The organism is Marinobacter zhanjiangensis (assembly GCF_014651935.1).
Taxonomy (GTDB): domain Bacteria; phylum Pseudomonadota; class Gammaproteobacteria; order Pseudomonadales; family Oleiphilaceae; genus Marinobacter; species Marinobacter zhanjiangensis.
Window position 1 is genome coordinate 139,114 of the sequence record NZ_BMXV01000006.1, and the last position, 24,972, is coordinate 164,085.

At 59.3% G+C, this 24,972-nt stretch carries 23 protein-coding genes; 20 read left to right on the forward strand and 3 right to left on the reverse strand.

The genetic code is table 11. From position 1 onward, the window contains the following. Positions 1-107: 107 nt before the first annotated feature. The 15 genes from IE079_RS13705 (at position 108) to IE079_RS13775 (ending at position 19,285) form a co-directional block, all read left to right on the forward strand. A complete protein-coding gene (locus IE079_RS13705; protein ID WP_189577349.1) occupies positions 108-1,379 on the forward strand; it encodes an MFS transporter in 1,272 nt (423 codons plus the stop codon). Positions 1,380-1,501: 122 nt separating this feature from the next. Then, positions 1,502-5,245 (forward strand): nitrate reductase subunit alpha, encoded by a 3,744-nt coding sequence (locus tag IE079_RS13710; RefSeq protein ID WP_189577350.1) that lies wholly within the window; start codon positions 1,502-1,504, stop codon positions 5,243-5,245. Beyond that, the gene (gene narH / locus IE079_RS13715) at positions 5,242-6,816 is read left to right on the forward strand and encodes a nitrate reductase subunit beta (protein ID WP_189577351.1); all 1,575 of its coding nucleotides are present in this window, start codon (positions 5,242-5,244) and stop codon (positions 6,814-6,816) included. The genes IE079_RS13710 and narH overlap by 4 nt, the downstream gene beginning before the upstream one ends. A 10-nt stretch (positions 6,817-6,826) precedes the next feature. Beyond that, positions 6,827-7,567 (forward strand): nitrate reductase molybdenum cofactor assembly chaperone, encoded by a 741-nt coding sequence (gene narJ / locus IE079_RS13720; RefSeq protein ID WP_189577352.1) that lies wholly within the window; start codon positions 6,827-6,829, stop codon positions 7,565-7,567. Between the two features lie 20 nt (positions 7,568-7,587). Then, positions 7,588-8,265: a respiratory nitrate reductase subunit gamma gene (gene narI, locus IE079_RS13725; RefSeq protein ID WP_189577353.1), complete on the forward strand. Its 678-nt coding sequence runs from the start codon at positions 7,588-7,590 to the stop codon at positions 8,263-8,265. Positions 8,266-8,487: 222 nt separating this feature from the next. Continuing rightward, a complete protein-coding gene (locus IE079_RS13730; protein WP_189577354.1) occupies positions 8,488-9,294 on the forward strand; it encodes a peptidylprolyl isomerase in 807 nt (268 codons plus the stop codon). 174 nt (positions 9,295-9,468) lie between these two features. Then, on the forward strand, positions 9,469-10,218 hold the full coding sequence (locus IE079_RS13735; RefSeq protein ID WP_189577355.1) for a Crp/Fnr family transcriptional regulator: 750 nt from the start codon (positions 9,469-9,471) through the stop codon (positions 10,216-10,218). Positions 10,219-10,247: 29 nt separating this feature from the next. Further along, entirely contained in the window at positions 10,248-10,622 is a 375-nt protein-coding gene (locus tag IE079_RS13740) for a putative zinc-binding protein (RefSeq protein WP_189577356.1), read from the forward strand. 62 nt (positions 10,623-10,684) lie between these two features. Beyond that, positions 10,685-11,086, forward strand: a complete 402-nt coding sequence (locus IE079_RS13745) for a ribonucleotide reductase subunit alpha (protein ID WP_189577357.1) — start codon at positions 10,685-10,687, stop codon at positions 11,084-11,086. Positions 11,087-11,226: 140 nt separating this feature from the next. Further along, positions 11,227-13,392: a transcriptional regulator NosR gene (gene nosR, locus IE079_RS13750; protein ID WP_227712506.1), complete on the forward strand. Its 2,166-nt coding sequence runs from the start codon at positions 11,227-11,229 to the stop codon at positions 13,390-13,392. 44 nt (positions 13,393-13,436) lie between these two features. Beyond that, positions 13,437-15,335, forward strand: a complete 1,899-nt coding sequence (gene nosZ, locus IE079_RS13755; protein ID WP_189577358.1) for a TAT-dependent nitrous-oxide reductase — start codon at positions 13,437-13,439, stop codon at positions 15,333-15,335. 389 nt (positions 15,336-15,724) lie between these two features. Continuing rightward, positions 15,725-16,993 (forward strand): nitrous oxide reductase family maturation protein NosD, encoded by a 1,269-nt coding sequence (locus IE079_RS13760; RefSeq protein WP_189577359.1) that lies wholly within the window; start codon positions 15,725-15,727, stop codon positions 16,991-16,993. Beyond that, positions 16,990-17,919, forward strand: a complete 930-nt coding sequence (locus tag IE079_RS13765) for an ABC transporter ATP-binding protein (protein ID WP_189577360.1) — start codon at positions 16,990-16,992, stop codon at positions 17,917-17,919. The genes IE079_RS13760 and IE079_RS13765 overlap by 4 nt, the downstream gene beginning before the upstream one ends. Beyond that, complete coding sequence (locus IE079_RS13770; protein ID WP_189577361.1) at positions 17,916-18,746, forward strand: ABC transporter permease; 831 nt, start codon at positions 17,916-17,918, stop codon at positions 18,744-18,746. Before IE079_RS13765 ends, IE079_RS13770 begins: the two co-directional genes overlap by 4 nt. Positions 18,747-18,760: 14 nt before the next feature. Then, positions 18,761-19,285, forward strand: coding sequence for a nitrous oxide reductase accessory protein NosL (locus IE079_RS13775; RefSeq protein ID WP_227712507.1), 525 nt, complete (start codon positions 18,761-18,763; stop codon positions 19,283-19,285). A gap of 182 nt (positions 19,286-19,467) precedes the next feature. Here IE079_RS13775 and moaA read toward each other — a convergent pair whose 3' ends face one another. Beyond that, a complete protein-coding gene (gene moaA, locus IE079_RS13780; protein WP_189577362.1) occupies positions 19,468-20,460 on the reverse strand; it encodes a GTP 3',8-cyclase MoaA in 993 nt (330 codons plus the stop codon). Between the two features lie 222 nt (positions 20,461-20,682). On the opposite strand from moaA, the gene IE079_RS13785 reads away from it, so the two are divergent. The 3 genes from IE079_RS13785 to IE079_RS13795 all read left to right on the forward strand — a co-directional run bounded on the left by IE079_RS13785 (position 20,683) and on the right by IE079_RS13795 (position 21,907). Next, entirely contained in the window at positions 20,683-20,919 is a 237-nt protein-coding gene (locus IE079_RS13785; RefSeq protein WP_227712508.1) for a hypothetical protein, read from the forward strand. 141 nt (positions 20,920-21,060) lie between these two features. Next, on the forward strand, positions 21,061-21,417 hold the full coding sequence (locus IE079_RS13790) for a YbaN family protein (RefSeq protein ID WP_189577363.1): 357 nt from the start codon (positions 21,061-21,063) through the stop codon (positions 21,415-21,417). Positions 21,418-21,469: 52 nt separating this feature from the next. Beyond that, positions 21,470-21,907, forward strand: a complete 438-nt coding sequence (locus tag IE079_RS13795) for an RrF2 family transcriptional regulator (protein ID WP_189577364.1) — start codon at positions 21,470-21,472, stop codon at positions 21,905-21,907. Positions 21,908-21,964: 57 nt separating this feature from the next. Here the strand turns inward: IE079_RS13795 and IE079_RS13800 are convergent, their stop codons facing one another. Then, on the reverse strand, positions 21,965-22,561 hold the full coding sequence (locus IE079_RS13800; RefSeq protein ID WP_189577365.1) for an HD domain-containing protein: 597 nt from the start codon (positions 22,559-22,561) through the stop codon (positions 21,965-21,967). 274 nt (positions 22,562-22,835) lie between these two features. On the opposite strand from IE079_RS13800, the gene IE079_RS13805 reads away from it, so the two are divergent. Beyond that, positions 22,836-23,480 (forward strand): hypothetical protein, encoded by a 645-nt coding sequence (locus IE079_RS13805; protein WP_189577366.1) that lies wholly within the window; start codon positions 22,836-22,838, stop codon positions 23,478-23,480. Positions 23,481-23,490: 10 nt separating this feature from the next. Next, a complete protein-coding gene (locus IE079_RS13810) occupies positions 23,491-24,345 on the forward strand; it encodes an ion channel (protein WP_189577367.1) in 855 nt (284 codons plus the stop codon). Positions 24,346-24,383: 38 nt separating this feature from the next. On the opposite strand, the gene IE079_RS13815 is transcribed toward IE079_RS13810, so the two are convergent. Next, positions 24,384-24,938, reverse strand: a complete 555-nt coding sequence (locus tag IE079_RS13815; protein ID WP_189577368.1) for a hypothetical protein — start codon at positions 24,936-24,938, stop codon at positions 24,384-24,386. Positions 24,939-24,972 lie beyond the last annotated feature (34 nt).

The window sequence follows — 24,972 nt, forward strand, 5'->3', positions numbered from 1 at the left end:
CTTGCGGATAGTCAATTACCCCGATAGGTGATATCCCATCATAGTCTTTGACCCCCTGTCAGGGCAAAGATGACACTGAAGGGCCCCTTTTGGAAAGGCTTTCCACCATGCGCGCCGGTATCAGCCCCGACGACGAGGACAAGATCAATTCGCTGGCGATCGTGCTGCCGCTGGCGGTGGCCGGGTTTGCCCTGGCGGCGGCATGCTGGTCGCTTTTCGCGGTGGCCGGCGTCTATCTCCGCCAGACCCTGGCCGTTGATGGCGTGGTTTTCGGCTTCCTGTTGTCGATACCCATGGCGACCGGCGCCCTGCTGGCCATACCGGCCGGGCTGGCGGCCCAGAAATTCGGTGCCCGCCGTGTGATGCTGCTCTGCCTCGCCGGCCTGGCCGGGTGCATGGTGCTGCTGATTACAGCGGATTCGCTGGCCGGATTTCTCGTGGCGGGTGCCGGCCTGGGGCTGGCCGGGGGGTACTACAGTGCCGGGCTGCAATTTGTCATTCGTCACTCGCCGGCACGACACACTGGTCTGGTGCTGGGCTTGTTCGGCGCCGGAATCACCGGGGTCGGAATCAGCTATCATCTCGTCCCCCTGATTCTCGATGCCTTCTCCTGGGCGATGGTGCCCGTTGCTTACCTGATTATGCTGCTGCTTTTACTTGCACTGGTGCTGATGCTGACCGAGCCGGAGGATGCCGAGGGCAGTGCCAGTACCGAAGCCTCGTTGCGGGTTATCGTGGCACGGCTGGCCCGGCTGCGGGTCTGGCAAATGGCGGTGTGGTTCGGTGTGGTGGCGGGAAGCTTTTTCAGTCTCGCGCTGTGGCTGCCGGATTACCTGGCGGGCCAGTATCAGCTTCCTGTGCAGACCGGGGCGGGGCTTGCCCAGTGGTTCGTGATACCCGGGGCGCTGGCGCAGGTGCTTGGCGGCTGGCTGGCGGACCGGTTCGGATCATCGAGAGTGGTGAGCCGGTCATTGATGGCGTGTCTGCTGTCCCTGTTCGTGCTGTCGTATCCCCCCATGACACTGCTGATCCAGGGCGTGGATCAGACCATCCACGTAAATTTCCGGATGCCCCTGCCCGTGGAAGGCGGGTTGATTGTCGTTCTGGGGGTGGCGCTGGGCTGCTCCATGGCGGCACTGCAGCGGACGATGGTGACAGAGAACCGGGAAGCAACGGCCATCGTGGCGGGCCTTCTGCTGGTCAGTGCCTGCTCCGTGGCCTTTCTGCTGCCGGTGGTGTTCGCCGCTGTCAATCAATGGGTTGGTGTGCGCAGCGCGGTCTTTATGATCCTGTTTCTGCTGCTGGCAACCACACTCATCCTGTTCGCCCGCGATGCCCGTCGTCAGGAGCGCCAGACCCTTCTCCACCCGGGGATATAGGCGTTCTACCTCCAGGGGGGTAGAGGGGGGTTATGAGGTAGTAACCACGCAGATTTCGGGGTTTCTCTCCCACACAATGGTCTCAAATCGGAACAACGATCCGGCAGACGGAGAGAGAGACCATGAGTCATTTGATCGACAAACTGAACTACTTCAGGAAAAAGCGCGAACCGTTCGCCAACGGCCACGGCGAAACCCACGATGTCAGCCGCGAGTGGGAAGACAGCTACCGCCAGCGCTGGCAGCACGACAAGATCGTGCGCTCCACCCACGGCGTTAACTGCACCGGCTCCTGCAGCTGGAAAATCTACGTCAAGAATGGCCTGGTCACCTGGGAAACCCAGCAGACCGACTACCCTCGCACCCGCCCGGATCTGCCCAACCACGAGCCCCGTGGCTGTCCCCGTGGTGCCAGCTACTCCTGGTACATGTACAGCGCCAATCGCCTGAAGTATCCGCTGATGCGCAAGCATCTGATGAAACTCTGGCGTGCCGCGAAAACCGAGCACAGCGACCCGGTAGATGCCTGGGCCTCCATCGTGGAAGACCCGAAAAAGACGGCCGAGTACAAGCCTCGTCGCGGCATGGGCGGTTTCGTGCGTTCCGACTGGGACGAAGTCAACGAGCTGATCGCTGCCTCCAACGTCTACACCGCCAAAAAGTATGGCCCGGACCGTATCATTGGCTTCTCGCCGATCCCGGCCATGTCGATGGTGTCCTACGCGGCCGGCAGCCGCTACCTGTCCATGATCGGTGGCGTCTGCATGAGCTTCTACGACTGGTACTGTGACCTGCCGCCGGCCTCGCCGCAGACCTGGGGTGAGCAGACTGACGTGCCCGAGTCCGCCGACTGGTACAACTCCGGCTACATCATCGCCTGGGGCTCCAACGTACCCCAGACCCGGACCCCGGATGCTCACTTCTTCACTGAAGTGCGCTACAAGGGCACCAAGACCGTTGCCATTACTCCGGACTATGCGGAAGTCTCCAAACTCTCCGATGAGTGGCTGAACCCCAAACAGGGCACCGATGCCGCTTTGGGCATGGCCATGGGTCACGTGATTCTCAGGGAATTCCACGTCGACAATCCCAGCGAGTACTTCACTGACTACGTGCGTCGCTACACCGACATGCCTTACCTGGTCATGCTGGAGCAGAAGGACGACGGCAGCTTCGTGCCCGGTCGCTTCCTGCGGGCCAGCGACCTGGTGGACGGTCTGGGTGAAGAGAACAATCCGGAATGGAAGACCATCGCGGTTGACGAGTCCACCGGCGAGCTGACTGCGCCCAATGGCTCCATTGGCTATCGCTGGGGCCAGAAGGGCAAATGGAACCTGAAGCAGACCGCAGACAGCAAGGACGTTGAACTGCAGCTGTCCATGGTGGAGAAGCACGACGACGTGGTTGACGTGGCTTTCCCGTATTTCGGTGGCATTGAGCATGACCATTTCCAGCACGTTGAGGTCAAGGACGTTCTCAAGCACAAGCTGGGCAGCCGCAAGGTCCAGCTGGCGGACGGTAGCGAAGGTCGTGTGGTCACTGTTTATGACCTGATGGTGGCCAACTACGGCATCAGCCGTGGCCTGGGCGACGACGACGGCGCCACGTCCTATGACGAAGTGAAGCCCTATACTCCCGCCTGGCAGGAAAAGATCACCGGCGTACCCGCCGAGAAAGTGATCCGCATTGCCCGTGAGTTCGCTGACAACGCGGACAAGACCAAAGGTCGTTCCATGGTCATCGTGGGTGCCGGTATGAACCACTGGTACCACATGGATATGAACTACCGCGGCCTGATCAACATGCTGATCATGTGTGGCTGTATTGGCCAGAGCGGCGGCGGCTGGGCTCACTATGTGGGCCAGGAAAAACTGCGTCCGCAGACCGGCTGGCAGCCGCTGGCCTTCGGCCTGGACTGGCAGCGTCCGCCCCGCCACATGAACTCCACCTCCTTCTTCTATGCCCACTCCGGCCAGTGGCGCTACGAGAAACTGGGCGTGGACGAGATCCTGTCGCCGTTGGCGGACAAGGAAAAATTCGGTGGCAGCCTGATCGATTACAACGTACGTGCCGAGCGCATGGGCTGGTTGCCGTCTGCACCACAGCTGAACCGTAACCCGCTGGGCATCGCCGCCGAGGCTGAAAAAGCCGGCATGGAAGTGTCCGACTACGTGGCCCAGTCCATGAAGGATGGCTCCCTGGCCTTCGCCAGTGAAGATCCGGAAGCGCCGCAGAACTGCCCGCGGAACCTGTTCATCTGGCGCTCCAACCTGCTGGGTTCTTCCGGCAAGGGGCATGAATACATGCTCAAGTACCTGCTGGGTACCAAGAACGGCCTGCAGGGCAAGGATCTTGGGCACGAAGGCGGCGCCAAACCGAAAGAGGTGAAATGGCACGACGAGGCGCCGGAAGGCAAGCTCGATCTGCTGGTCACCCTGGACTTCCGCATGTCCACCACCTGCCTGTATTCCGACATCGTTCTGCCGACCGCTACCTGGTACGAGAAGAACGACCTGAATACCTCGGACATGCACCCGTTCATTCACCCGCTGACCGCGGCAACCGACCCGGCCTGGGAAGCGCGTAGCGACTGGGAGATCTACAAGGGCATCGCCAAGGCTTTCTCGAAAGCGACCGAAGGCCATCTGGGTGTGGAGAAAGATGTGGTCACCCTGCCGTTGCTGCACGACGCGCCGGCAGAGCTGGGCCAGCCCTTTGACGTGAAAGACTGGAAGCGCGGCGAGTGCGAGCTGATTCCGGGCAAGACCGCGCCCAACTTCCTTACCGTTGAGCGGGACTACCCGAACACCTATGCCCGCTTTACTTCCCTGGGTCCGCTGATGGACAAGCTGGGTAACGGCGGCAAGGGCATCAGCTGGAACACCGAAAAGGAAGTCAGCTTCCTCAAGGACCTGAACTACACCCACATTGAGGGGGCCAACGCCGGTCGTCCGAAGATCGACTCGGCCATTGATGCGGCGGAAGTGATCCTCACCCTGGCACCGGAAACCAACGGCCAGGTGGCGGTAAAAGCCTGGGCGGCCCTGTCAGAAATGACCGGCCTGGACCACACCCACCTGGCGAAGAACAAGGAAGAGGAAAAGATCCGCTTCCGCGACATCGTGGCGCAGCCGCGCAAGATCATCTCCAGCCCCACGTGGTCTGGTCTGGAAGATGAACACGTGTCCTACAACGCCGGCTACACCAACGTCCACGAGCTGATTCCCTGGCGCACCCTGACCGGTCGTCAGCAGTTTTACCAGGACCACGAGTGGATGCGTGCCTTTGGCGAGAGCCTGCTGGTATACCGTCCGCCCATTAACACCAAGACAGTCAGCAGCATGCTGAACCAGCGCAGCAACGGTAACCCGGAAAAAGCGCTGAACTGGATCACCCCACACCAGAAGTGGGGTATCCACAGCACCTACAGCGACAACCTGTTGATGCTGACTCTGTCTCGCGGTGGGCCGATTGTATGGCTGAGTGAAGACGACGCCAAAGAGATGGCGATCGAGGATAACGACTGGATCGAACTGTTCAACGCCAACGGCGCCATTGCGGCCCGGGCGGTGGTCAGCCAGCGGGTCATGCCCGGCATGGTGATGATGTACCACGCCCAGGAGCGGGTCGTGAATATTCCCGGCTCTGAGATCACCGGTACCCGTGGTGGTATCCACAACTCGGTCACCCGGGTGTGCCCGAAGCCGACCCACATGATCGGGGGCTACGCCCAGTATTCCTACGGGTTCAACTACTACGGCACCGTGGGCTCCAACCGCGACGAGTTCGTGGTGGTGCGCAAGATGCACAACGTCGACTGGCTCGACGGTGAAGGCAATGACACTGTTCAGGAGGCTGTAAAATGAAAATCCGTTCCCAAGTCGGCATGGTACTGAACCTGGACAAGTGCATTGGTTGCCATACCTGTTCAGTGACCTGCAAGAACGTATGGACCAGCCGTGAAGGCATGGAATACGCCTGGTTCAACAACGTCGAGACCAAGCCCGGTATCGGCTACCCGAAAGAGTGGGAGAACCAGGACAAGTGGAAGGGCGGCTGGATGCGCGACAGCTCCGGCAAGATCCGCCCGAAGATCGGTGGCCGCTTCCGGGTACTGGCGAATATCTTCGCCAACCCGGACCTGCCGGAAATCGACGACTACTATGAGCCGTTCGACTTCGATTACCAGCACCTGCACACCGCAGGCGACAGCAAGCACCAGCCGGTGGCCCGGCCGCGTTCGCTGATCTCCGGCCAGCGCATGCAGAAAATCGAATGGGGCCCGAACTGGGAGGAAATCCTGGGTACCGAGTTCGCCAAGCGCCGCAAGGACAAGAACTTCGACCAGGTGCAGGCGGACATCTACGGCCAGTTTGAAAACACCTTCATGATGTACCTGCCGCGCCTGTGCGAGCACTGCCTGAACCCCACCTGTGTGGCCAGCTGCCCCAGCGGTGCCATCTACAAGCGTGAGGAAGACGGCATTGTGCTGATTGACCAGGACAAGTGCCGTGGCTGGCGGATGTGTGTCTCCGGCTGCCCGTACAAGAAGATCTACTTCAACTGGAAAACCGGCAAGTCCGAGAAGTGCATCTTCTGTTACCCGCGGATTGAAGCCGGCATGCCAACCGTGTGCTCCGAGACCTGTGTGGGGCGCATCCGCTACCTGGGTGTGCTGTTGTACGACGCCGACCGCATCGAGGAAGTGGCCAGCACACCGGGCGAGCATGAGCTGTACGAGAAGCAGCTGGAAATCTTCCTGGACCCGAACGACCCCGAGGTCATCGAGCAGGCGAAGAAAGATGGCATTCCGATGAACGTGATCGAAGCCGCCCAGCGCAGCCCGGTCTACAAAATGGCGGTGGACTGGAAACTGGCCCTGCCGCTGCACCCGGAATACCGCACCCTGCCCATGGTCTGGTACGTGCCGCCGCTGAGCCCGATCCAGTCTGCGGCTGAGTCCGGCAAGGTGGAGTTTGACGGCGTACTGCCGAAGATCGAGAGCCTGCGGATTCCGGTCAAGTACCTGGCCAACCTGCTTACCGCCGGTGACGAGAAGCCTATCGTACTGGCACTCAAGCGGATCATGGCCATGCGTCTGTACAAGCGTGCGGAAACGGTGGAAGGCAAGGAAGACCTGCGGGCACTGGAAGAATGCGGGCTGACCAAGGCCCAGGCCGACGAGATGTACCGCTACCTGGCCATCGCCAACTACGAGGACCGCTTCGTGATCCCCACCAGCCACCGCGAGCTGGCCAAGGAAGCTTTCCCGGATGCCAGCGCCCACGCTGAGCGCAATGGCTGCGGCTTCAGCTTCGGCGATGGCTGCAACGGCGACAGCGAGTTCAACCTGTTCGGTGGCAAGAAGCAGACCACCAGCATGGTCCAGAAACTGTCTACCGTGAAGCAGGTAGATCCGAAGCAGCTGCAGAAATAAGGAGACCAAAATGCTGGTACTGAAAGTAATGGCAAGGTTGTTGGAGTACCCGACCAGCGAACTGCAGGAGTCCAGGGATGCCCTGGTGGCGGCTGTGCTGGAGGACAGCCGGCTGCCCCGCAATAACAAGGAGCAGCTGCTGCAGGTAATCGATCACCTGTGTGATGGCGACCTGATGGACCTGCAGGAAGAGTATGTGGGCATTTTCGACCGGGGCCGCGCCACCTCATTGCTGCTGTTCGAGCATGTCCATGGCGAATCCCGGGATCGCGGTCAGGCGATGGTCGACCTGATGGAGGAATACCGGCGCAACGGCCTGGAAATCGACGCCCGGGAGCTGCCGGACTACCTGCCGCTGTTCCTGGAGTACCTGGGAACCCGGCCCTGGGAGGATGTCCGCAACTGGCTGGAGGATATCCATCACATCCTGGGTCTGCTGGGAGAGCGGCTATTCCAGCGCGAAAGCCGCTATCACCTGTTGATGGACTCGCTGCTGGCGCTGTCTGGCCGGCAGGTGGACCGCCAGGAACTGGCGCAGATCGTTGCCTCGGAAGAGCGTGATGACACCCCGGAGGCCCTGGACAAGGTCTGGGAAGAGGAAATGGTGAAGTTTGTGGATGACCAGGGAAGTTCCTGCAGCACCGGCAGCGTGGTTGGTCAGCGCCGCCGCGAGCTGGAACAGACCCAGACCATTCACCTGAGTGATCAACTGATGACGGATGTAACGCCCCGTCCGGCAGGGCGCGCCTGACGGCGCAGGAGGAAATGATGATGTCCTATCTCAATACACTGTTGTTCGGAATTTATCCCTACATCGCCCTTGCCGTGCTGTTCATCGGTACTTGGGTGAGGTACGACCACGGCCAGTTTACCTGGAAGGCGCATTCCAGCCAGATGGTGCGCAAGAAAAACATGGTACTGGCGTCGGTGTTGTTCCATGTGGGTGTGCTGGTGGTCTTCTTTGGTCACCTGTTCGGGCTGCTGACTCCCCACTGGGCCTATGAGTGGCTGATTACGCCGGGGCAGAAGCAGGTTCTGGCCATTGTGGTGGGTGGTATTGCCGGTGTCATGGCACTGATTGGCGGCTCTATGCTTGCCTGGCGCCGCCTGACCGATCCCCGGGTGAAGGCTGGCAGCACCTTTGCCGACAACCTGGTGATCCTGATTCTGGTTGCCCAGCTGGCACTGGGCGTGCTCACCATCCTGCCCACTCTGGGGCACCTGGATGGCAGCACCATGCTCAAGTTCTCCGCCTGGGCCCAGGGTATCTTTACCCTGCAGGGTGGTATCGCCGATTACATTGCAGACGTGCACTGGATCTACAAGACCCACATCTTCCTGGGCCTGACCATCTTCGTACTGTTCCCGTTTACCCGACTGGTGCATATGCTCAGCGTGCCGGTGGAGTACTTCGGACGTCGGTATCAGGTGGTTCGCAAGCGGGCCTGAATGCGAACACAAAGCTAAAAGACTGTTCGGCCACGGAATCCACGGAAGAACACGGAAAAGTACAGAAAAGAGCGAAGAGAAATCAGCCAGGGATGGCACTACAACCACGGACGAAAAGATAAAGAATCTTGCTGCTGTCAGCGTTCGTCCGTGAGAGTCCGTAGTAACGAGTTCTTTCTTCCGTGTTTTCCGTGGCAAATAACGTTTTTGGAGACCATCACCATGCAACTGATCCCGACCGGCGAAGCCGAAAAGCCAAGAAACCAGTTCCCGCCAGTCTATGTGGGCGAGACGCTGATCCAGGAAGACGACATCGCCCGGGAAATGCAGCACCACCCGGCGGAGGAGGTTGCCGAGGCCTGGCACGAAGCCGCCCGCAGCCTGGTCATCCGTGAGCTCCTGCTGCAGGAAGCCAACCGGCTGCAGTTGCCGGAGGCCATGGATGAAGAGGACCGCATCGCGCGGGTTCTGGAGATGGAACTCGATGTGCCGGAACTCACCGAGGAAGACTGTGAACGCTTCTACGCCGCCAACCCGGCGCGCTTTCGCAGCCCGACCCTGATGGCGGTCAGCCACATTCTGCTGGCTGCCGCACCGGACGATGTGGAAGAACGGATCCGACAGGAAGAAGTCGCCCGTCAGCTGCTGTCCTCGCTGGTCGATGGCAGGGCGCAGTTCGCCGCGCTGGCAAAGCAGTATTCTGCTTGTGAGTCGCGCCATCAGGGAGGCAGTCTGGGGCAGATCAGCAAGGGCCAGACCGTGGAAGAGTTCGAGCGTCCCGTCCTGCGCCTGCAGGAGGGCCTCAACCCGGAGCTCATTGAAAGCCGCTATGGCTGGCATATTGTGCGAGTGGACCAGCGTATCGACGGCGAGCAGCTGCCCTATGAGCACGTCAAACCCCAGATTCGTCAATACCTTAGCGAAAGTGTTACACGGCGGGCCTTCCGCCAGTGCCTGCAGGTTCTGGCCGCGGAAACCGGTGTCCAGGGTGTTGATCTGGAGTTGCCGGATTCGCCATTGATGCAGTGATTTGCCACAAGATCGGGGGAGCATGGCTCCCCCATTAATTGATCCAGCTCAATTTTTAGTGGGGTATTCCCCCAGAACCTGCCTTTCTACCCCTATCGGGGGACAGCAATTTCCCCGCTTCACGTCTACTCTGTAAAACATCATCTGGAATGCATTAAACGGGGAATAACCATCATGGCTCTTATTCAGTCCGTTGATAAGAAATATGAAAAACCGGTGCTGCTGGCCGCCAATCAGCCTTTCGAGGAGGAGGGTCTGATCACGCTGCAGAAGCATCCACTGTTTTCATCGCTGGAATCCTGGGACTTGCAATACATCCTGCAGCACTCCCGGCGGGTCAGGCTGGGGCATCATCAGCTGCTGTACCGGCAGGACATGCCGGCGCATCATTTCTTTTTCGTGATTTCCGGTCGCCTGCGGCTTTACCGGCTGGACGCTTCCGGTATCGACCGGACTCTGGACAGCCTGTTACCCGGTGACTGCTTTGCGGAAGTGATGATCTACGCCGACCCTCCCCGGTACGCCTGTTACGCCGAAGCACTCAAGAACAGCCAGGTGCTGATGATTCCGGTGAAGGTCTACCAGGATCTGCTGGAAGACAACCCGGCCTACGCCCGCGCCGCACTGCAGCATTACGCCATGCGTGCGGTCAGCCGTTTTCACGATCTTGAGATCATGACGGTACAGAGCGCCCGTGATCGGCTGATCCGTTACCTGATCGACCTGCTGCCGGAGTCGTCCCGCAAGGTCGGCGGCGAGGTTGAGCTGCCGCTGCCCAAGTGCCTGATTGCCTCGCGTTTGGCAATGCAGCCAGAGACCTTTTCCCGGATTCTGGCGGATTTGAAGAGTAATGGCCTGGTGCGGGTGAACCGTAGCAAGTTGTTTATTACAGATCCGATGAAAATGATTCAGATCAGCCAGTAATTGATGACCCGGAAAGATCAGGGGACCAAATGATTTCCCGCAAGCAGAGACCGCTGATTTATGCCTGCTCCGGCTGTTCAGATGTGGCCCAACTGGCCAACAACGGAGCCGTAAAGCTGGATCATGACGGTGAGTACGAGATGTCCTGCATATCCGGTGTCGGCGGCAAGGTGCCTTCGCTGGTCAAGACTGCTCAGTCCCGGCGGCACATCACCGTGATCGATGGATGTCCGCTGCATTGTGCCCGACACTGTCTGGAAAATGTGGGCGTGACTCCCCAGGAGCATGTTCGTCTGTACGATTACGGTTTCAAAAAGCGTTACGGCAAGAGTTATGACGATGATTCGGTGGAAGAGGTCTGCCAGACCATTCTGGCCCGCCGTGACGCCGAGATTTCTCCCTGACCCTGACCGCCCCCGGGCGGTCCTTTTTAGTTTTTAAACCGACCCCCTGAAGGATATCCCCAATGATTGCCAGCTATGCCGACCTGATGCAGGCCGTTCACGAGCAGGACGAGCCCCAGCGCCTGTTGTTCGTTTTCTGCCGCGCCGAGCTGCCTGATGATGCTACAGAGGAAGAGAAAGCCGGGTTCGAGCAGGGCGAGGGCGGAGCACTGACTCCTGTCATCTGTGTCGACAAGGCGCCCGATGAGGTAGATGCCTTCCCGGCCCTGGTTGATGAGTCCCGACAGACCGGACAGGAGTGGGATGTGGTGTTCGTGGCAGCCATGTCCGGTCGTGGTGGCACGGCCCCGTCATCGGATGAGGCCCAGCAGCCCCTGACCATGATGGTGGAATCCGTCCGTTTGGGGCATGTGGGTGGGTACTTGCCGCTGGACCGGAACGGGCAGGCGGTCGATCTGGGTTGATGGAACACAAGTCCGTGACTTGAAAGAGGTTCGTTCGTTAACTAAATAGTCTGAAGTCACGGCAGGATTGCAGAATATCAAGTCTGCCTGTTTCGGCGACGTTTAATATGATGAAAAGAAGTCTGAGGTGTGGAGTCAATATGTCAGATTGCCGGTTTACCCAGGCTGTATTGTGGATGGCCAGCATCGTTCTATCTTTGTTCCTTCTCGCCGGCGAATCGTTGGCTGCCTCCCTGGACACCTACGAGCCGATCAAGGCCCGCGACGTTATCAGCAAGGCCTTCCCGGAAGCCACACAGGTCACCCCGGTGGAAGGCAACCGGGCGATCAAGGAGCTGTATGCCGGCGATGAGCTGCTCGGTTACACATACCAGACGCTGGATTTCCTGCAGACGCCCGCTTACTCCGGCAAGCCCCTGGACGCCACCGTGGTGCTGGACACCGAGGGTGAAATTCGCGGGACACGAGTCATCCACCATGATGAGCCGATCCTGCTGATCGGGATTCCCGAGCGCAAGATGCATGTATTCACCGACCAGTACATCGGTCTTGCCGCTGATCAGCGGGTTACGGTGGGAGGCTCGTCTTCCGAAACCCGGGTTTCCGTAGACGGATTGTCCGGTGCCACGGTCACCGTGATGGTCATCAACGAAGTCATCATGAAAAGTGCCCACCGGGTGGCGGTCGAGCTTGGCCTGGTGGAGGGTTCAGGAGATGTCCGCCCGCCACTGGCCCAGATAAAGACCGACGTTTTCGAGCCCAAAAGCTGGCAGGAGCTTACCGGTGACAGCTCCATCCGGCGCCTGCTGCTGACCCGTGGCCAGGTAGACGATTCCTTTGAAGGCACCGAGGCGGAAGGCATAGACGCCACACCGGCGGGGGAGCGGGACGAGCCCTTTATCGATCTGTATACCGGCTACCTGAATGTCCCCACCATCGGTCGTAACCTGCTGGGGCAGGATCAATACCAGTGGCTGATGGGCGAGTTGCAGGAAGGGGAGCACGCCATTGCTGTGATGGCGAGCGGTGAATACTCCTTCAAGGGGTCCGGCTATGTCCGTGGTGGCATCTTCGACCGTATTCAGATCCGTCAGTTTGGTGACACCTTCAATTTCCGTGACCTGGACTACCACCGACTCAGTGATGTCTACGCCGAAGGCATCCCGGACTTTTCCGAGTTGGCTATCTTCATCGTGCGCCAGCAGTACAGCTTCGATCCGGGCACGGAGTGGGTTCTGGAGCTGACCGTCAAGCGCCAGACCGGCCCCCTGGACAGCGAGTTCCAGGTCTTCCCGCTGACCTACCAGCTGCCCGATCAGTACTACACCCGGCCAGAAGTGGAGCTGACGGAAGAGCAGTGGCTGGAAACACAGCCCATGTGGGTCCAGGTCTGGTACCAGAAGAAGTTCCAGGTTGCCGTATTGGGCGCGGGCCTGGTGTTCCTGCTGTTCATCCTGTTCTTCCAGGACTGGCTGGTGAAAAAGCCGAAGGTCACCCGCTGGATTCGCCATGCTTTCCTCACCTATACCCTGGTGTTCATCGGCTGGTATGCCCTGGGGCAACTGTCGGTGGTCAATGTGCTCACCTTTGTGCACAGCCTGTTTTCCGGCTTCAAGTGGGAAACCTTCCTGATCGACCCGGTAATGTTCGTGCTCTGGGCGGTGGTAGCCGGCATCATCCTGCTATGGGGCAGGGCAGTCTATTGCGGCTGGCTGTGCCCCTTCGGCGCCCTGCAGGAGCTGGTCAACGAGATCGCCCGCAAGCTGAAAGTGCCCCAGTACACCGTGCCTTTCCCGATTCATGAGCGCCTGTGGGCCATCAAGTACATCATCCTGCTGGTGTTGTTCGGCGTGTCCCTGGATTCCATGGCCACCGCCGAGCAGCTGGCTGAAGTGGAGCCGTTCAAGACGGCCATCACCCTGAAGTTTGATCGCAGCTGGCCGTTTGTGACCTATGCCGTGCTGCTGATCGTGGTCAACATCTTCACCCGCAAGGTGTTCTGCCGCTACATGTGCCCCCTGGGTGCAGCCCTGGCCCTGCCTACCAAGATCCGGGTATTCGACTGGCTCAAGCGCCGCAAGGAGTGTGGTAACCCCTGTCGTCTGTGCGAGAAGGAGTGCGAGGTACAGGCCATTCATCCGGACGGCACCATTAACTACCAGGAATGCCACTACTGCCTGGACTGCCAGGTAACCTACTTCGACGACAACAAGTGCCCGCCACTGATCGTCAAGCGTCGCGGCAAGCGCCGTGGCCAGAATTCACCGGGCCGGCCGGAGCAGATTCCGGTCACCGAGGTGAGCTGATGCAAGAAGAAAACAACCGCCAGAAAACATATGGAGTCAATGCTATGAGTAAACGCGATGAGCTGGAAAACGTGAAGCAGGAGCAGGCTGAAGGCGGCCTGAGCCGTCGCCGCTTCATGGGCGCTGCCGCCCTTGCCGGGGTGGCCGGTGCTACCGGTCTGGGTACCGCCGTCATGTCCCGGGAATCCTTTGCGGCGGCTGCGGAAGAAGCCCGCAAAGACTGGACGGTGCACCCCGGTGAACTGGATGAATACTACGGTTTCTGGAGTGGTGGCCATTCCGGTGAAGTCCGGGTGGTGGGCGTCCCCTCCATGCGGGAGCTGATGCGGATTCCGGTATTCAACGTGGACTCCGCCACCGGTTGGGGTATCACCAACGAGAGCAAGGAAATCCTCGGTGACAGCAGTCGTTTCTCCAATGGTGATGCCCACCACCCCCACGTGTCGATGACCGACGGTCGTTACGATGGCAAGTATCTGTTTATCAATGACAAGGCGAACACACGGGTAGCCCGGGTCCGTCTGGACATCATGAAATGTGACAAGATCACTACCATCCCCAATGTTCAGGCGATCCACGGCCTGCGCCTGCAGAAGGTGCCGAAGACGAAGTACGTGTTCTGCAACGCGGAGTATGTAATCCCGCACCCCAACGATGGCAGCGACACCAGCCTTGAAAGCAGCTTTACCATGTTCAATGCGCTCGACGCGGAGACCATGGAAATGGCCTTCCAGGTGATTGTAGATGGCAACCTGGATAACACCGATGCCGATTACACCGGCAAATACGCCTGTTCCACCTGCTACAACTCCGAGAAAGCGCTGGATCTGGCCGGCACCATGCGTAACGATCGCGACTGGGCGGTGGTGTTCAACATTGAACGCATCGAGCAGGCGGTGAAGAACGGCAACTATCAGACTCTGGGAGACTCGGAGGTGCCGGTAGTGGATGGTCGCCATGGTTCCGAACTGACCCGTTACATCCCGGTTCCGAAGAATCCCCATGGCCTGAACACCTCGCCGGACGGGAAGTACTTTATCGCCGCCGGCAAGCTGTCGCCCACCGTCAGCATCATTGCCATCGACAAGCTGGATGACCTGTTCGCCGGCAATCTCGGGGAGGAGCGCGATGTCATCGTGGGTGAGCCGGAGCTGGGTCTTGGGCCGCTGCACACCACGTATGACGGTCGTGGCAATGCCTATACCACGCTGTTCATTGATAGCCAGGTGGTCAAGTGGAACATTGCCGATGCCATCAAGCATTACAATGGTGAGGACGTGAACTATATCCGCCAGAAGCTGGATGTGCATTACCAGCCAGGACACAACCACGCCTCGCTGACCGAGTCCCGTGACGCCGATGGCAAATGGCTGGTGGTGCTGTCCAAGTTCTCCAAGGACCGCTTCCTGCCGGTAGGGCCTCTGCACCCGGAAAATGACCAGTTGATTGATATTTCCGGTGAGGAAATGAAGCTGGTTCACGATGGTCCGACTTTCGCAGAGCCACACGACTGTATCCTGGTTCGCCGTGATCAGATCAAGACCCAGAAGATCTACACCCGTGACGATCCCTACTTTGCCAGCTGTCGTGAGCAGGCCGAGCAGGACGGGGTCAGCCTTGAGTCCGCCAATACCGTGATTCGTGACGGCAACAAGGTACGGGTGTACATGACCTCAGTGGCTCCGCAGTACGGCCTGAACGAGTTCAAGGTCAAGCAGGGCGACGAGGTGACGGTGTACGTGACCAACCTTGATACCATCGAGGACGTCACCCACGGGTTCTGTATGGTGAACCATGGGGTAAGCATGGAAATCAGCCCGCAACAGACAGCCTCTGTCACCTTCACGGCTGACAAGCCGGGGGTACACTGGTACTACTGCAACTGGTTCTGCCATGCGCTGCATATGGAAATGCGTGGCCGGATGTTGGTAGAGAAGGCCTGATAGGCTGATGTTTCGCTGGGGTCCGGGACCTGGGCCCCAGCCTTTGTATTCGGGAGTCGCAACCCGATAGGAGATGGCTTTCCTGAACACGCTCCTTACGGCACCCCTTCGGGGTCCGGCCCGCAATCGCAGATTGCGGTCGTGAGGCTGTCGCATGAAGCTTCGCTTCATAAGCGCTTGGCCTCACCCATGTGTCGCTCGGGCTCCGCCCCTTGGCGCTTATCGCTCCTGCGTCGCGCCAAGGGTCCGGGGCAGGCCATCCGTGGCCAGCCCGTGAAGCGCTTTTCGCGCTTCACCCATGGCTCCGCACGGTTCAGGAAAGCCATCTCCTATCGGATTGTTCCAGCTATGGTGCAAACCGCCACGTTTTAACCCCCAGAGAAATATTAATGCATGAGATATCGCGTTATGGAGTGGCCCTGACAGTCGCTCTGTTTGCGCTGACCGCGAAGGCGGACCTGCAAGAAGACCTGGATGCCCTGGAACCCGGCGCATCGTTCGAGTTGCCACCGGAGCAGCTTTCGTCGCTGGCCTTTAATGTTGCCGGTGTGACGGTGAGTTGTGGGCCGGAAACCGTTATCGACGGAGGCGGATCCGGTAACTCCGTGCATATTCTTGCGCCGGACGTGACCCTGAAGGACTGTGATGTCCGCAACTGGGGTGATGACCTGAACGAACTGGATGCCGGTATCTTCGTGGCCCGGGAGGCCAAAGGCACGGTGCTGGAGGGTAACCGTCTGAATGGCCCGGCCTTCGGTATCTGGCTCGATGCCACGCCGGATGTGACGGTGCGCAATAACATGATCCGGGGTGACGCCAGCATACGGTCCCAGGATCGGGGCAATGGTATTCACTTGTTCAATACCACGGGGGCGCTGATTGAGGGGAATGACATCCACGAGACCCGGGATGCCATTTATATCGAAACGGCCAACGGAAACACCATTCGCGGTAATACCATGGCAGATCTTCGCTATGGCATTCACTACATGTATTCCTTCGATAACCGCCTGGAAGGGAATGTCACCCGCAACACGCGCACCGGTTATGCGCTGATGCAGAGCAAGCGGCTGACAGTGATCAACAACCGGTCGGAGAATGATGAGAACTATGGCATCTTGATGAACTTCATCACCCAGTCCGAGCTGCGGGGCAATGTCGTGATCGGGGTTTCCCGGGGCCAGAACAGCGGCGCGGCTGTTTCCGGGGTCGAGGGTAAGGCGGTGTTTATCTATAACTCGCTCTACAACACGTTTGAGAACAATTTGTTTGCAGACAGCAACATTGGCATTCACCTGACGGCGGGTTCCGAGGACAACGAGGTGTTCTCCAATGCCTTTGTCAACAATCAGCGCCAGGTGAAATATGTGGCCACCCGCACCCAGGAGTGGTCGAAGGACGGGCGCGGTAATTACTGGAGCGACTATCTTGGCTGGGACCGGGATCAGAATGGTCTGGGGGATGTTCCCTATGAACCCAACGACAACGTTGACCGGCTGCTGTGGACCTATCCGGAAGCCCGTATCCTGATGCACAGCCCGGCGGTGGATACCCTGCGCTGGGTTCAGGAAGCTTTCCCGGTGGTCAAATCGGCCGGTGTTACCGATTCCCATCCGTTGATGCGCCCTCCTGAAACCCTTCGTGCGGAGATGCCATGAGCTGCTTTCGTCTTGAAAACGTGAGCTATCGCTATAGCAAAGCGCCGGTGTTGACCGGTATTGATCTGACCCTGGAGCCCGGGGAAATTCTCGGGCTTTTTGGCCATAACGGTGCCGGCAAGACCACCTGTATCAAGCTGATTCTGGGGTTGATGCCGCCCGGGCAGGGCGCTGTATCAGTGCTGGGTGGCAAGGCAGGGGACCCGGAAGTCAGTCAGCATATCGGGTACCTGCCAGAAAACGTCATGTTCTATCCGCAGCTGACCGGCCGCGAGATTCTGAGTCACTTTGCCCGCCTCAAGGGCGCATCGCTGAAGCAGGTGCCTATGCTGCTGGAGCAGGTGGGGCTGGCGGATGCCATGGATGCCCGCACCAAGACCTATTCCAAGGGTATGCGCCAGCGTCTGGGTCTGGCACAGGCGCTGTTGGGCAGGCCAAAGCTGCTGATGCTGGATGAGCCCACGGTGGGCCTGGACCCGGTCGCCACCGCGGATCTTTACCGGTTGCTGCGCACCCTGCGGGATGATGGCACCGGTATTGTGTTGTGCTCCCATGTGCTACCGGGCGTGGAGCCCTATATCGACCGGGCCGCGATTCTTACCGGGGGGAGTCTGAAAGCGGCCGGCAACCTGGCGGCATTGCGCCGGCAGGCGAATATGCCGGTGGTGCTGACGGTAGCGCCGACCAACAATGATCATCACCTGGCGGCGATGGTGGAGGCAACCGGTCTGAATGCCAGCACCTCGGTAACGGGTAATGGCCATCTGAGGATCGAAGTGGCCCCGGACAGGAAAATGTCGATGGTTCATCGCCTCCTTGGCACCGGCAAGGTAAGGGATCTCGCCATCTCGGAGCCTACCCTCGAGGACATTTACGTGCACTTTATAGGTTCTGGTGGGCTGGCTCACCGGGGAGGGGTGCAATGAACAGTATCTGGACCATTGCCCGCAAGGAACTGGCGGACAGTTTCCGCAACCGCTGGCTGATTGCCATTTCCCTTGTCTTTGCCATCCTGGCACTGGGTATTGCCTGGTTTGGGGCGGCCGCGTCCGGCACCGTCGGCTATGCCTCCACCCCCGCCACTATTGCCAGTCTGGCCAGCCTGGGTATTTTCCTGATTCCGCTGATTGCCCTGCTGCTGGCCTATGACGCCATCGTCGGCGAAGAGGAGGGCGGCACCCTGCTGTTGCTGATGACCTACCCCCTGAGCCGGGGGCAACTGCTGTTCGGCAAGTTCCTGGGGCATGGTCTGACTCTGGCCCTGGCGACGCTGATCGGCTTTGGTGTGGCCGGGGTTGCCATTGCCCTGCTGGTGGACGATGTGGCTATCGGCACCCTGGCAGCGGCCTTGTTCCGCTTCATTCTGTCGACGGTTTTGCTGGGTTGGGGGTTCATTGCCCTGGCCTACGTTATCAGCGTCCGCGTCAGCGAGAAGCCGCTGGCTGCAGGCCTGGCCCTGGCGATCTGGTTTTTCTTTGTGCTTATCTTCGATCTGATGCTGCTGGGTATTCTGGTGGCCAGCGAAGGCAAGCTGAATCCGGATTTGTTGCCCTGGCTGTTGCTACTCAACCCCACGGATATCTATCGCCTGCTCAATATCGTGGCTTTCGAGGGCGGTGCCCAACTGACCGGTGTGCTCAGCCTTGGCTCGGACCTGCCCATGGGTCCGGCCGGGCTATGGGCCGCCCTTGTGGTCTGGTTTGTTGTTCCCCTGGCCGGTGCCTGGGCATTGTTTCGTAATCGTCGTATCTGATCGGGAGTCTGATAGTGAAAACGTTAACCATCGTTCGTGCCACCCTGGTCCTGGCGTTTGCCTTGTTCCTCGTTGCCTGTTCAGAATCGGAAGAAACCGCCCGGGCAAAGCCTGACCCTGTCCATTTCGAGCCCGGTGATGAATGCCATGTCTGCGGCATGACCATCACCCGGTTCCCGGGTCCGAAAGGGGAGGCTATTGCCGGAAAGCAGGAGCAGGTTCGCAAATTCTGCTCCACCCGGGACATGTTTTCCTGGCTATTTCAGCCGGAAAACGTGAACCGGGATCACGTACTCTATGTGCACGATATGGCCCAGACCGACTGGGAGCACCCGGACGATACGGCGCTGATCGACGCCCGGGAGGCGGTTTTTGTGGTGGGTTCAGAAAGGACCGGAGCCATGGGGCCGACACTGGCGTCTTTTGCTGACAGAACGGATGCTGAGGGGTTTGCCGGCGAGCATGGTGGAGAGGTTCTGGCGTTTTCCGAAGTGCGTATGGAACACCTGACGATGTCTGGTGCCGGCCATTCCATGTAGGGGGGGGGTATTTCTTCGTAGCCTGCCGGGTTGGGTGTCGGCATGGGGACTCTGAGAGGTCTTTCGCCGCTCGTATTCAAGGGGCATCCCGCCCCGAAATACGTCCGGGCCATCCCTGGCCCTGCTGCACCGCCCTACACCAGATTCCTCAGGCTGGGACAAACAAACTCCAAACCAGAAAATCAGCCTCCGGTCATATTCATGAACCGGAGAATCTGAACATCGCCGTTCAGATCGAAGTGATGCTTCTCTGGCTTCAGCTCCATGGCATCAATAATGGTTTGGCGAAGCTTGTCGTCGGTCACCGGATTGCCCCGCAGCACGCGCCGCAGGTCCACCGAATGCTCGTTACCAAGGCACAGCAGCAACCGTCCTTCGACGGTGACCCGAACCCGGTTGCAGGTGGAACAGAAGTTATGGGAGTGGGGTGAAATGAAGCCTACCCGGGTCTCGCTATCCGGCATCCGGTAATAGCGGGCCGGACCGCCGGAGTCGTCTGTGGCGGGTACCAGCTCGTGGCGCTGGCGGATCATGTCCCGCACCTCGTCGCTGCTGCAGAAAGCCAGGGCCCGGTCATGCTCGGTGATCTCGCCCAGGGGCATCTCTTCTATAAAGGTGATGTCGATACCCTTGCGGCGGGCGAAGTCCACCAGTTCCGGTACTTCCTCGTCGTTGCGGCCCTTGAGTACCACCGTATTGAGCTTGATGCCCCGGAAGCCAGCCTCGCGAGCCGCGTCGATGCCGTCCAATACCTGCGACAGGTTGCCGGTGCGGGTAATGCGCCGGAACTTGTCGGCATCCAGCGAATCCAGGCTGATATTCAGCCGGTGCATTCCTGCCCGACGCAGATTATCCGCCATGGTGGGCAACTGGCTGCCATTGGTGGTCATGGCGAAATCCCGCAGGCCATAGCTGCCGATTTCCTTCACCAGCTCCAGGATATCCCGGCGCACCAGGGGTTCCCCACCGGTGAGACGAATCTTTTCAGTGCCCAGTTCCGTGAACGTGCGGGCGACCCTGGCGATTTCCTCCAGAGTGAGCACCTGTTGGCGGGGCAGGAACGTCATGTCTTCCGCCATGCAGTAGACGCAGCGGAAATCACACCGATCCGTGACAGACAGGCGCACATAATTGACAGTGCGGCCAAAGCGGTCAGTCAGCTTGGAGTGGGGCATGCAGTGGGTCCTGTTCTTTCGCCGAATGTATGTCACGTACGAGCATAGCCCAAGTATGGCAAATCAGCCGGCTCAATCCGATACCCCTGCGGGAGTATCTCCCGGAAGCAGCTCCAATAGATGGAGTTGGAGCGAAACATCGCCCATAAGAAGTATTGCAAATAAATGAAATGGCGCGATAAACTTACCAGGAATCATCTCACATGAATGATTGGAGCCCACATGTCTGAGAACCTGCGATTCATGGAAGCCCTGCTGCGTTTCGCCAATAGCGCTCTCGCAGTCAGTGTGGTGGCAGTGGTGGCAACGGTGATCCTTGCCTATCCCCTGGCAGACAGCTTGCCCATGGCGGCGCAGATCGGTGCTCACATTGCGACCCTGATTTTTGCGACCACCCTTAAACTTTCCTATGTAACACGGCTGGTGTCGCTCCATCGCCTGGGAAGACCCGTTCACTGAAATCGGGTAAAATTGTTGCTTTTGCGACTGAATGTCGCACCCGAAACCGGCGCCAGCAAGGCACACTATGGTGAGCCGGCTGCGCCGACGCCCGCCTCGTTCCGTCACGGGCCGAGAGCAGGACCGGTGGAGTTAAGCAATATGAGGAAAACCGGTTACCGGTTGCTTGCGTATATCAGTCTGATGCTGGGGGTTGCGGGTATTGCTTTGCCACTGCTCCCGACAACACCGTTCGTCCTGCTGGCGGCCTGGAGTGCGAGCCGGGGTTCGCCTGCCTTTGAAGCCTGGCTCCATGATCACCGCAGGTTCGGTCCGATCATACGGAACTGGCGAGAGAAGCAGGCAGTGCCATTGCAGGCGAAATGGATAGCTGCGGCATTGCTGGCGTCCAGCTGGGCATTGCTACGGCTGTCCGGGATGCCGCCGGCGGGTCTGGTGGTGGCCGGATTATTCTTTACAGGTCTCGTGGTGTTTCTGTTCACGCGGCCTTCAGCATGAACTCCAGGGCATATGCTACTGGAAAGGAAAGTCAGGGTTCAGGAGTCCCGGAATGCATATTACCCGTTATACGGATTACTCGTTGAGAGTGCTGATTTACCTGTCCATGCAGCGGGATCGGCTTTCCACCATCCAAGAGATTGCGGACAGTTATCAGATCTCCAAGAATCATCTGATGAAAGTGGTACATCAGCTCAACAAGAAGGGCTACATCGAAACGGTCCGGGGCAAGAGCGGCGGAATGCGCCTGCACCGGGAGCCCAGCACGATCAATATCGGTGTACTGGTGCGGGAAACCGAGCAGGATCTGGATCTGGTGGAATGCTTCTCATCGGAGGGGCAATGCGCCATATCACCGGTCTGCGGACTCAAGGGGGCGTTCGCCCATGCGCTCAATGCCTTTCTGGAGGCGCTGGACGAATACACTCTGGAGGACGTGCTGCCGGACAGGCACAGGCCCCAGTTGCTGAGGCTGCTGCAGATAGCCTGACGGCATTCCTGTGATAGAAAGGCCCGGCCAGTTATCTGTCCGGGCCTTTTGCGGTCGCTATTCGGAAATGTTCTTGTACAGGGAGCGCTTGGGCTTGGCCATGACACGCTGCACCATGGGCTCGAAAAATTCCAGGGGCAGGGTCTCGCCCTCGGGGTCGAAGGCGGGGGAGTCGTACTTGCTGACGAACTCCAGCGTGCGCTCGTAATTGGGGTGATCCCGATACTGCTCACGCAGGTTGCGGTCCATACCCAGGTGATGGAAGAAATAGTAGCCCTGGAAGATTGCGTGATGTTTCACCATCCAGTGATTTTCTTCCGAGACGAAAGGCTCCAGGATTGCCGCCGCGATGTCCGCGTGGTTGAAGGTGCCCAGGGTATCGCCAATATCATGGAGCAGGGCACAGACCACGTATTCCTCATCCTTGCCATCCCGGTGGGCAAAGGTGGCTGTTTGCAGGCAGTGGGTCAGGCGGTCCACCTGGAAGCCGCCGAAGTCACCGTCCAGTAGTTTCAGGTGCTCAAGGATGCGGTCCGGGTGGCCCTTGGCGAATTCCCGGAAGCAGCTGCCGATCTTCTCCCAGTCTTCCTGGGTGCTTTCTTTCATATCCGAAAAAGTGGCGCGCTCGCGTGCACCTGCGGTCATGTCATTCATGTCTGAACTCCCCATCAGCAGACGTTCTTGTGGTTGTTGTGTGAAACCGTAATCACCAGTCTACGCCCGGCCGGGGGAAGAAATCCATAATCCGGTGTCAGACCGGTCGGGCGCATCCCTGGTGGCCGAAGCTTTCGCACAGCCATTACATTATCGTCACCCCTCACAATGGGCATTTTCTCCACAGCCTGCTTGTCTTTCAGGTAACCCATTGCATCTGTCAGCTGCGCGGGTCACTCAATATCCGGGAAGAGTCGCGGTCGTGGAGGGAGGAATGCTGGACTGGATATCGCAGAACAACACGCTGGTGAATGCCCTGACAAGCATTGGTACGCTGTTTGTCTGGGTGTTCTACGCCCAGTTGCTGTACATGGGGTTCAGCCGTCAGCGGCGACCGCGCATGCTGATCAACAAGGGGGTCGGTCACGAATACATCGACTCCCCCTGCCTGGTGTGCAACATGAGTCAGGAAGCCGTGTTCGTGTTCTTCATAGTTATCCGGCTGAAGACGTCCAAGGGAGTTTTTACGGCCCCCATGACGGATATTTCCAGCGACAGTCCGATGGACGACAAGCCCGGCCTGCGGGAGCGGACCCGCCAGGGACCACTGGCCTCCGGGCAATGCCTGCAACTGACCAGCTTCCGGGAAATGATTTCCACGATTCTCAGGCGGGAGGGTGTTGAAACCGACAATGGCTATCCCTGCGATCCGGATATAAGACTCGAGTGGTTGGAAGTTCACGTGATCTCCACCTATGGGTCCGACGACAAGGCCTTTGGCGCCGTTCGTCGTTTTCGGGTGCATGCCGACACTGACACTCATGACGTCCAGTTGCAGCCGACGAGCCTGGACACCACCCGTCGCAAGTCATGGCGCTACCGGCGGTTGGCCAGGCGCTGGCTGCGGGAATTCCAGTAGGCTCTCCACTATGGACTGGGTACTTGTTGTTTTTGGCACGCTTCTCATTGCCACCGTCATGGTGGATGTCTTCTGGACCACCCTGACGACCCGGGGCGCCGGTATTTTCACCATCGGTGTTATCGCTGGCGTGCGCTTACTTGTCTGTACCTGTTGCCTGACTCTGGGCCGCCGCGGCCCCCTGATGACGGCCGGACCATTGGCGGTGACGTTGATGGGAGCGGTATGGCTGGCGGGATTGTGGAGCGGCTGGGTGCTGGTGTTTTCCGGGATGTCAGCCAGCGTTCTGGACACGTCTACAAAAATGCCGGTCGGACTTGATGGTTATATCTACTATGTCGGGTTTACGCTCTCCACGCTTGGGGTCGGCGATCTGATTCCCGCCGGTAGCGTCCCAAGGCTGCTGACCACGGCGGCTTCCTTCAATGGCCTGGTCCTGGTGACGCTGGTGATCACTTATGCGGTGCCGCTGGTCGGTGGTGCGGTGCAGCGCCGGGAGGTGGCTTTCGAGCTCTATCTGATCAATGCGGCAAGAAATCGGGACCCGGGGCTTTCGCCCTCCGCCCTGGCGCGAGATCTGCAGTCGGTCCGCCGGGACCTCTTGCACTGTACCGAGCAGCGCATGGCCTACCCCATGCTCGATCTCTACTTCACCCGTTCACGGGAGTTTTCGCTGGCCTGGCAGTTGGCGGAGGCGGCAGGCCAGGCGCAGGCCTGTCTGCCGTCGATCGCGGCCGACGCCGAAGAGGCCAGAATACTCAGAGATTTTCTTTTGGTAACCGAGCGCTACCTGGCGCTGCATGGGCTGGAGGCGGGCCCGCTGGAACATCGGCTGGAGCGGCTGGCACGAAAGGATGTCTGGTAGGAAAACCAGCCCCGGCAGGTCGGGGCTGGCAGGCGGACTCAGAATTCGAAAGTCACCCCACCGAGAACACCAGGCTCGCCGTCGTACACGTCCAGTTCGGCAAAGAGCTTGAAGTCTGGCTCGATGGCGTAGCGGGCGGTGCCGGTAAGGCCGACATAGTCCAGGTCGCCAGTCACCACGCGGCCGCCAATACCGACTTCCAGGTCATTATTGAGCTGGTGCCGGAGGCCGGCACGGAAGCCAAGGCCGGTGTCATCCACCTCGCCGCCGCGGTCCCAGTCCCATTCCTGGTATTCCATGGTTATCCCGCCCCAAAGGTCGGTGTTGCGATCCAGGCCGTGACGGTAACCGCCGCCAGCGTGCAGGGCGGTGAGGTCCACATCGTCGGTCAGGAATTTCAGGCCACCAAAGGCAAAGATATTCTCATGCAGGGCTACCGAACCCCGGGTGTCCAGCCCGATAAAATCCTGGGACTCGAAACCCGGGTAGAATGCAAAACCACCCTCCAGGTAGCTGTAGCTCAGGTTCTCGGCCATGGCGGCCGCCGGCAGCAGAAGGGAGGCCGCAGCCAGCCCGCGAAGTCCATTGTTCATGATAGAAAATCCTCGGAATCGTCGATGTGTGACA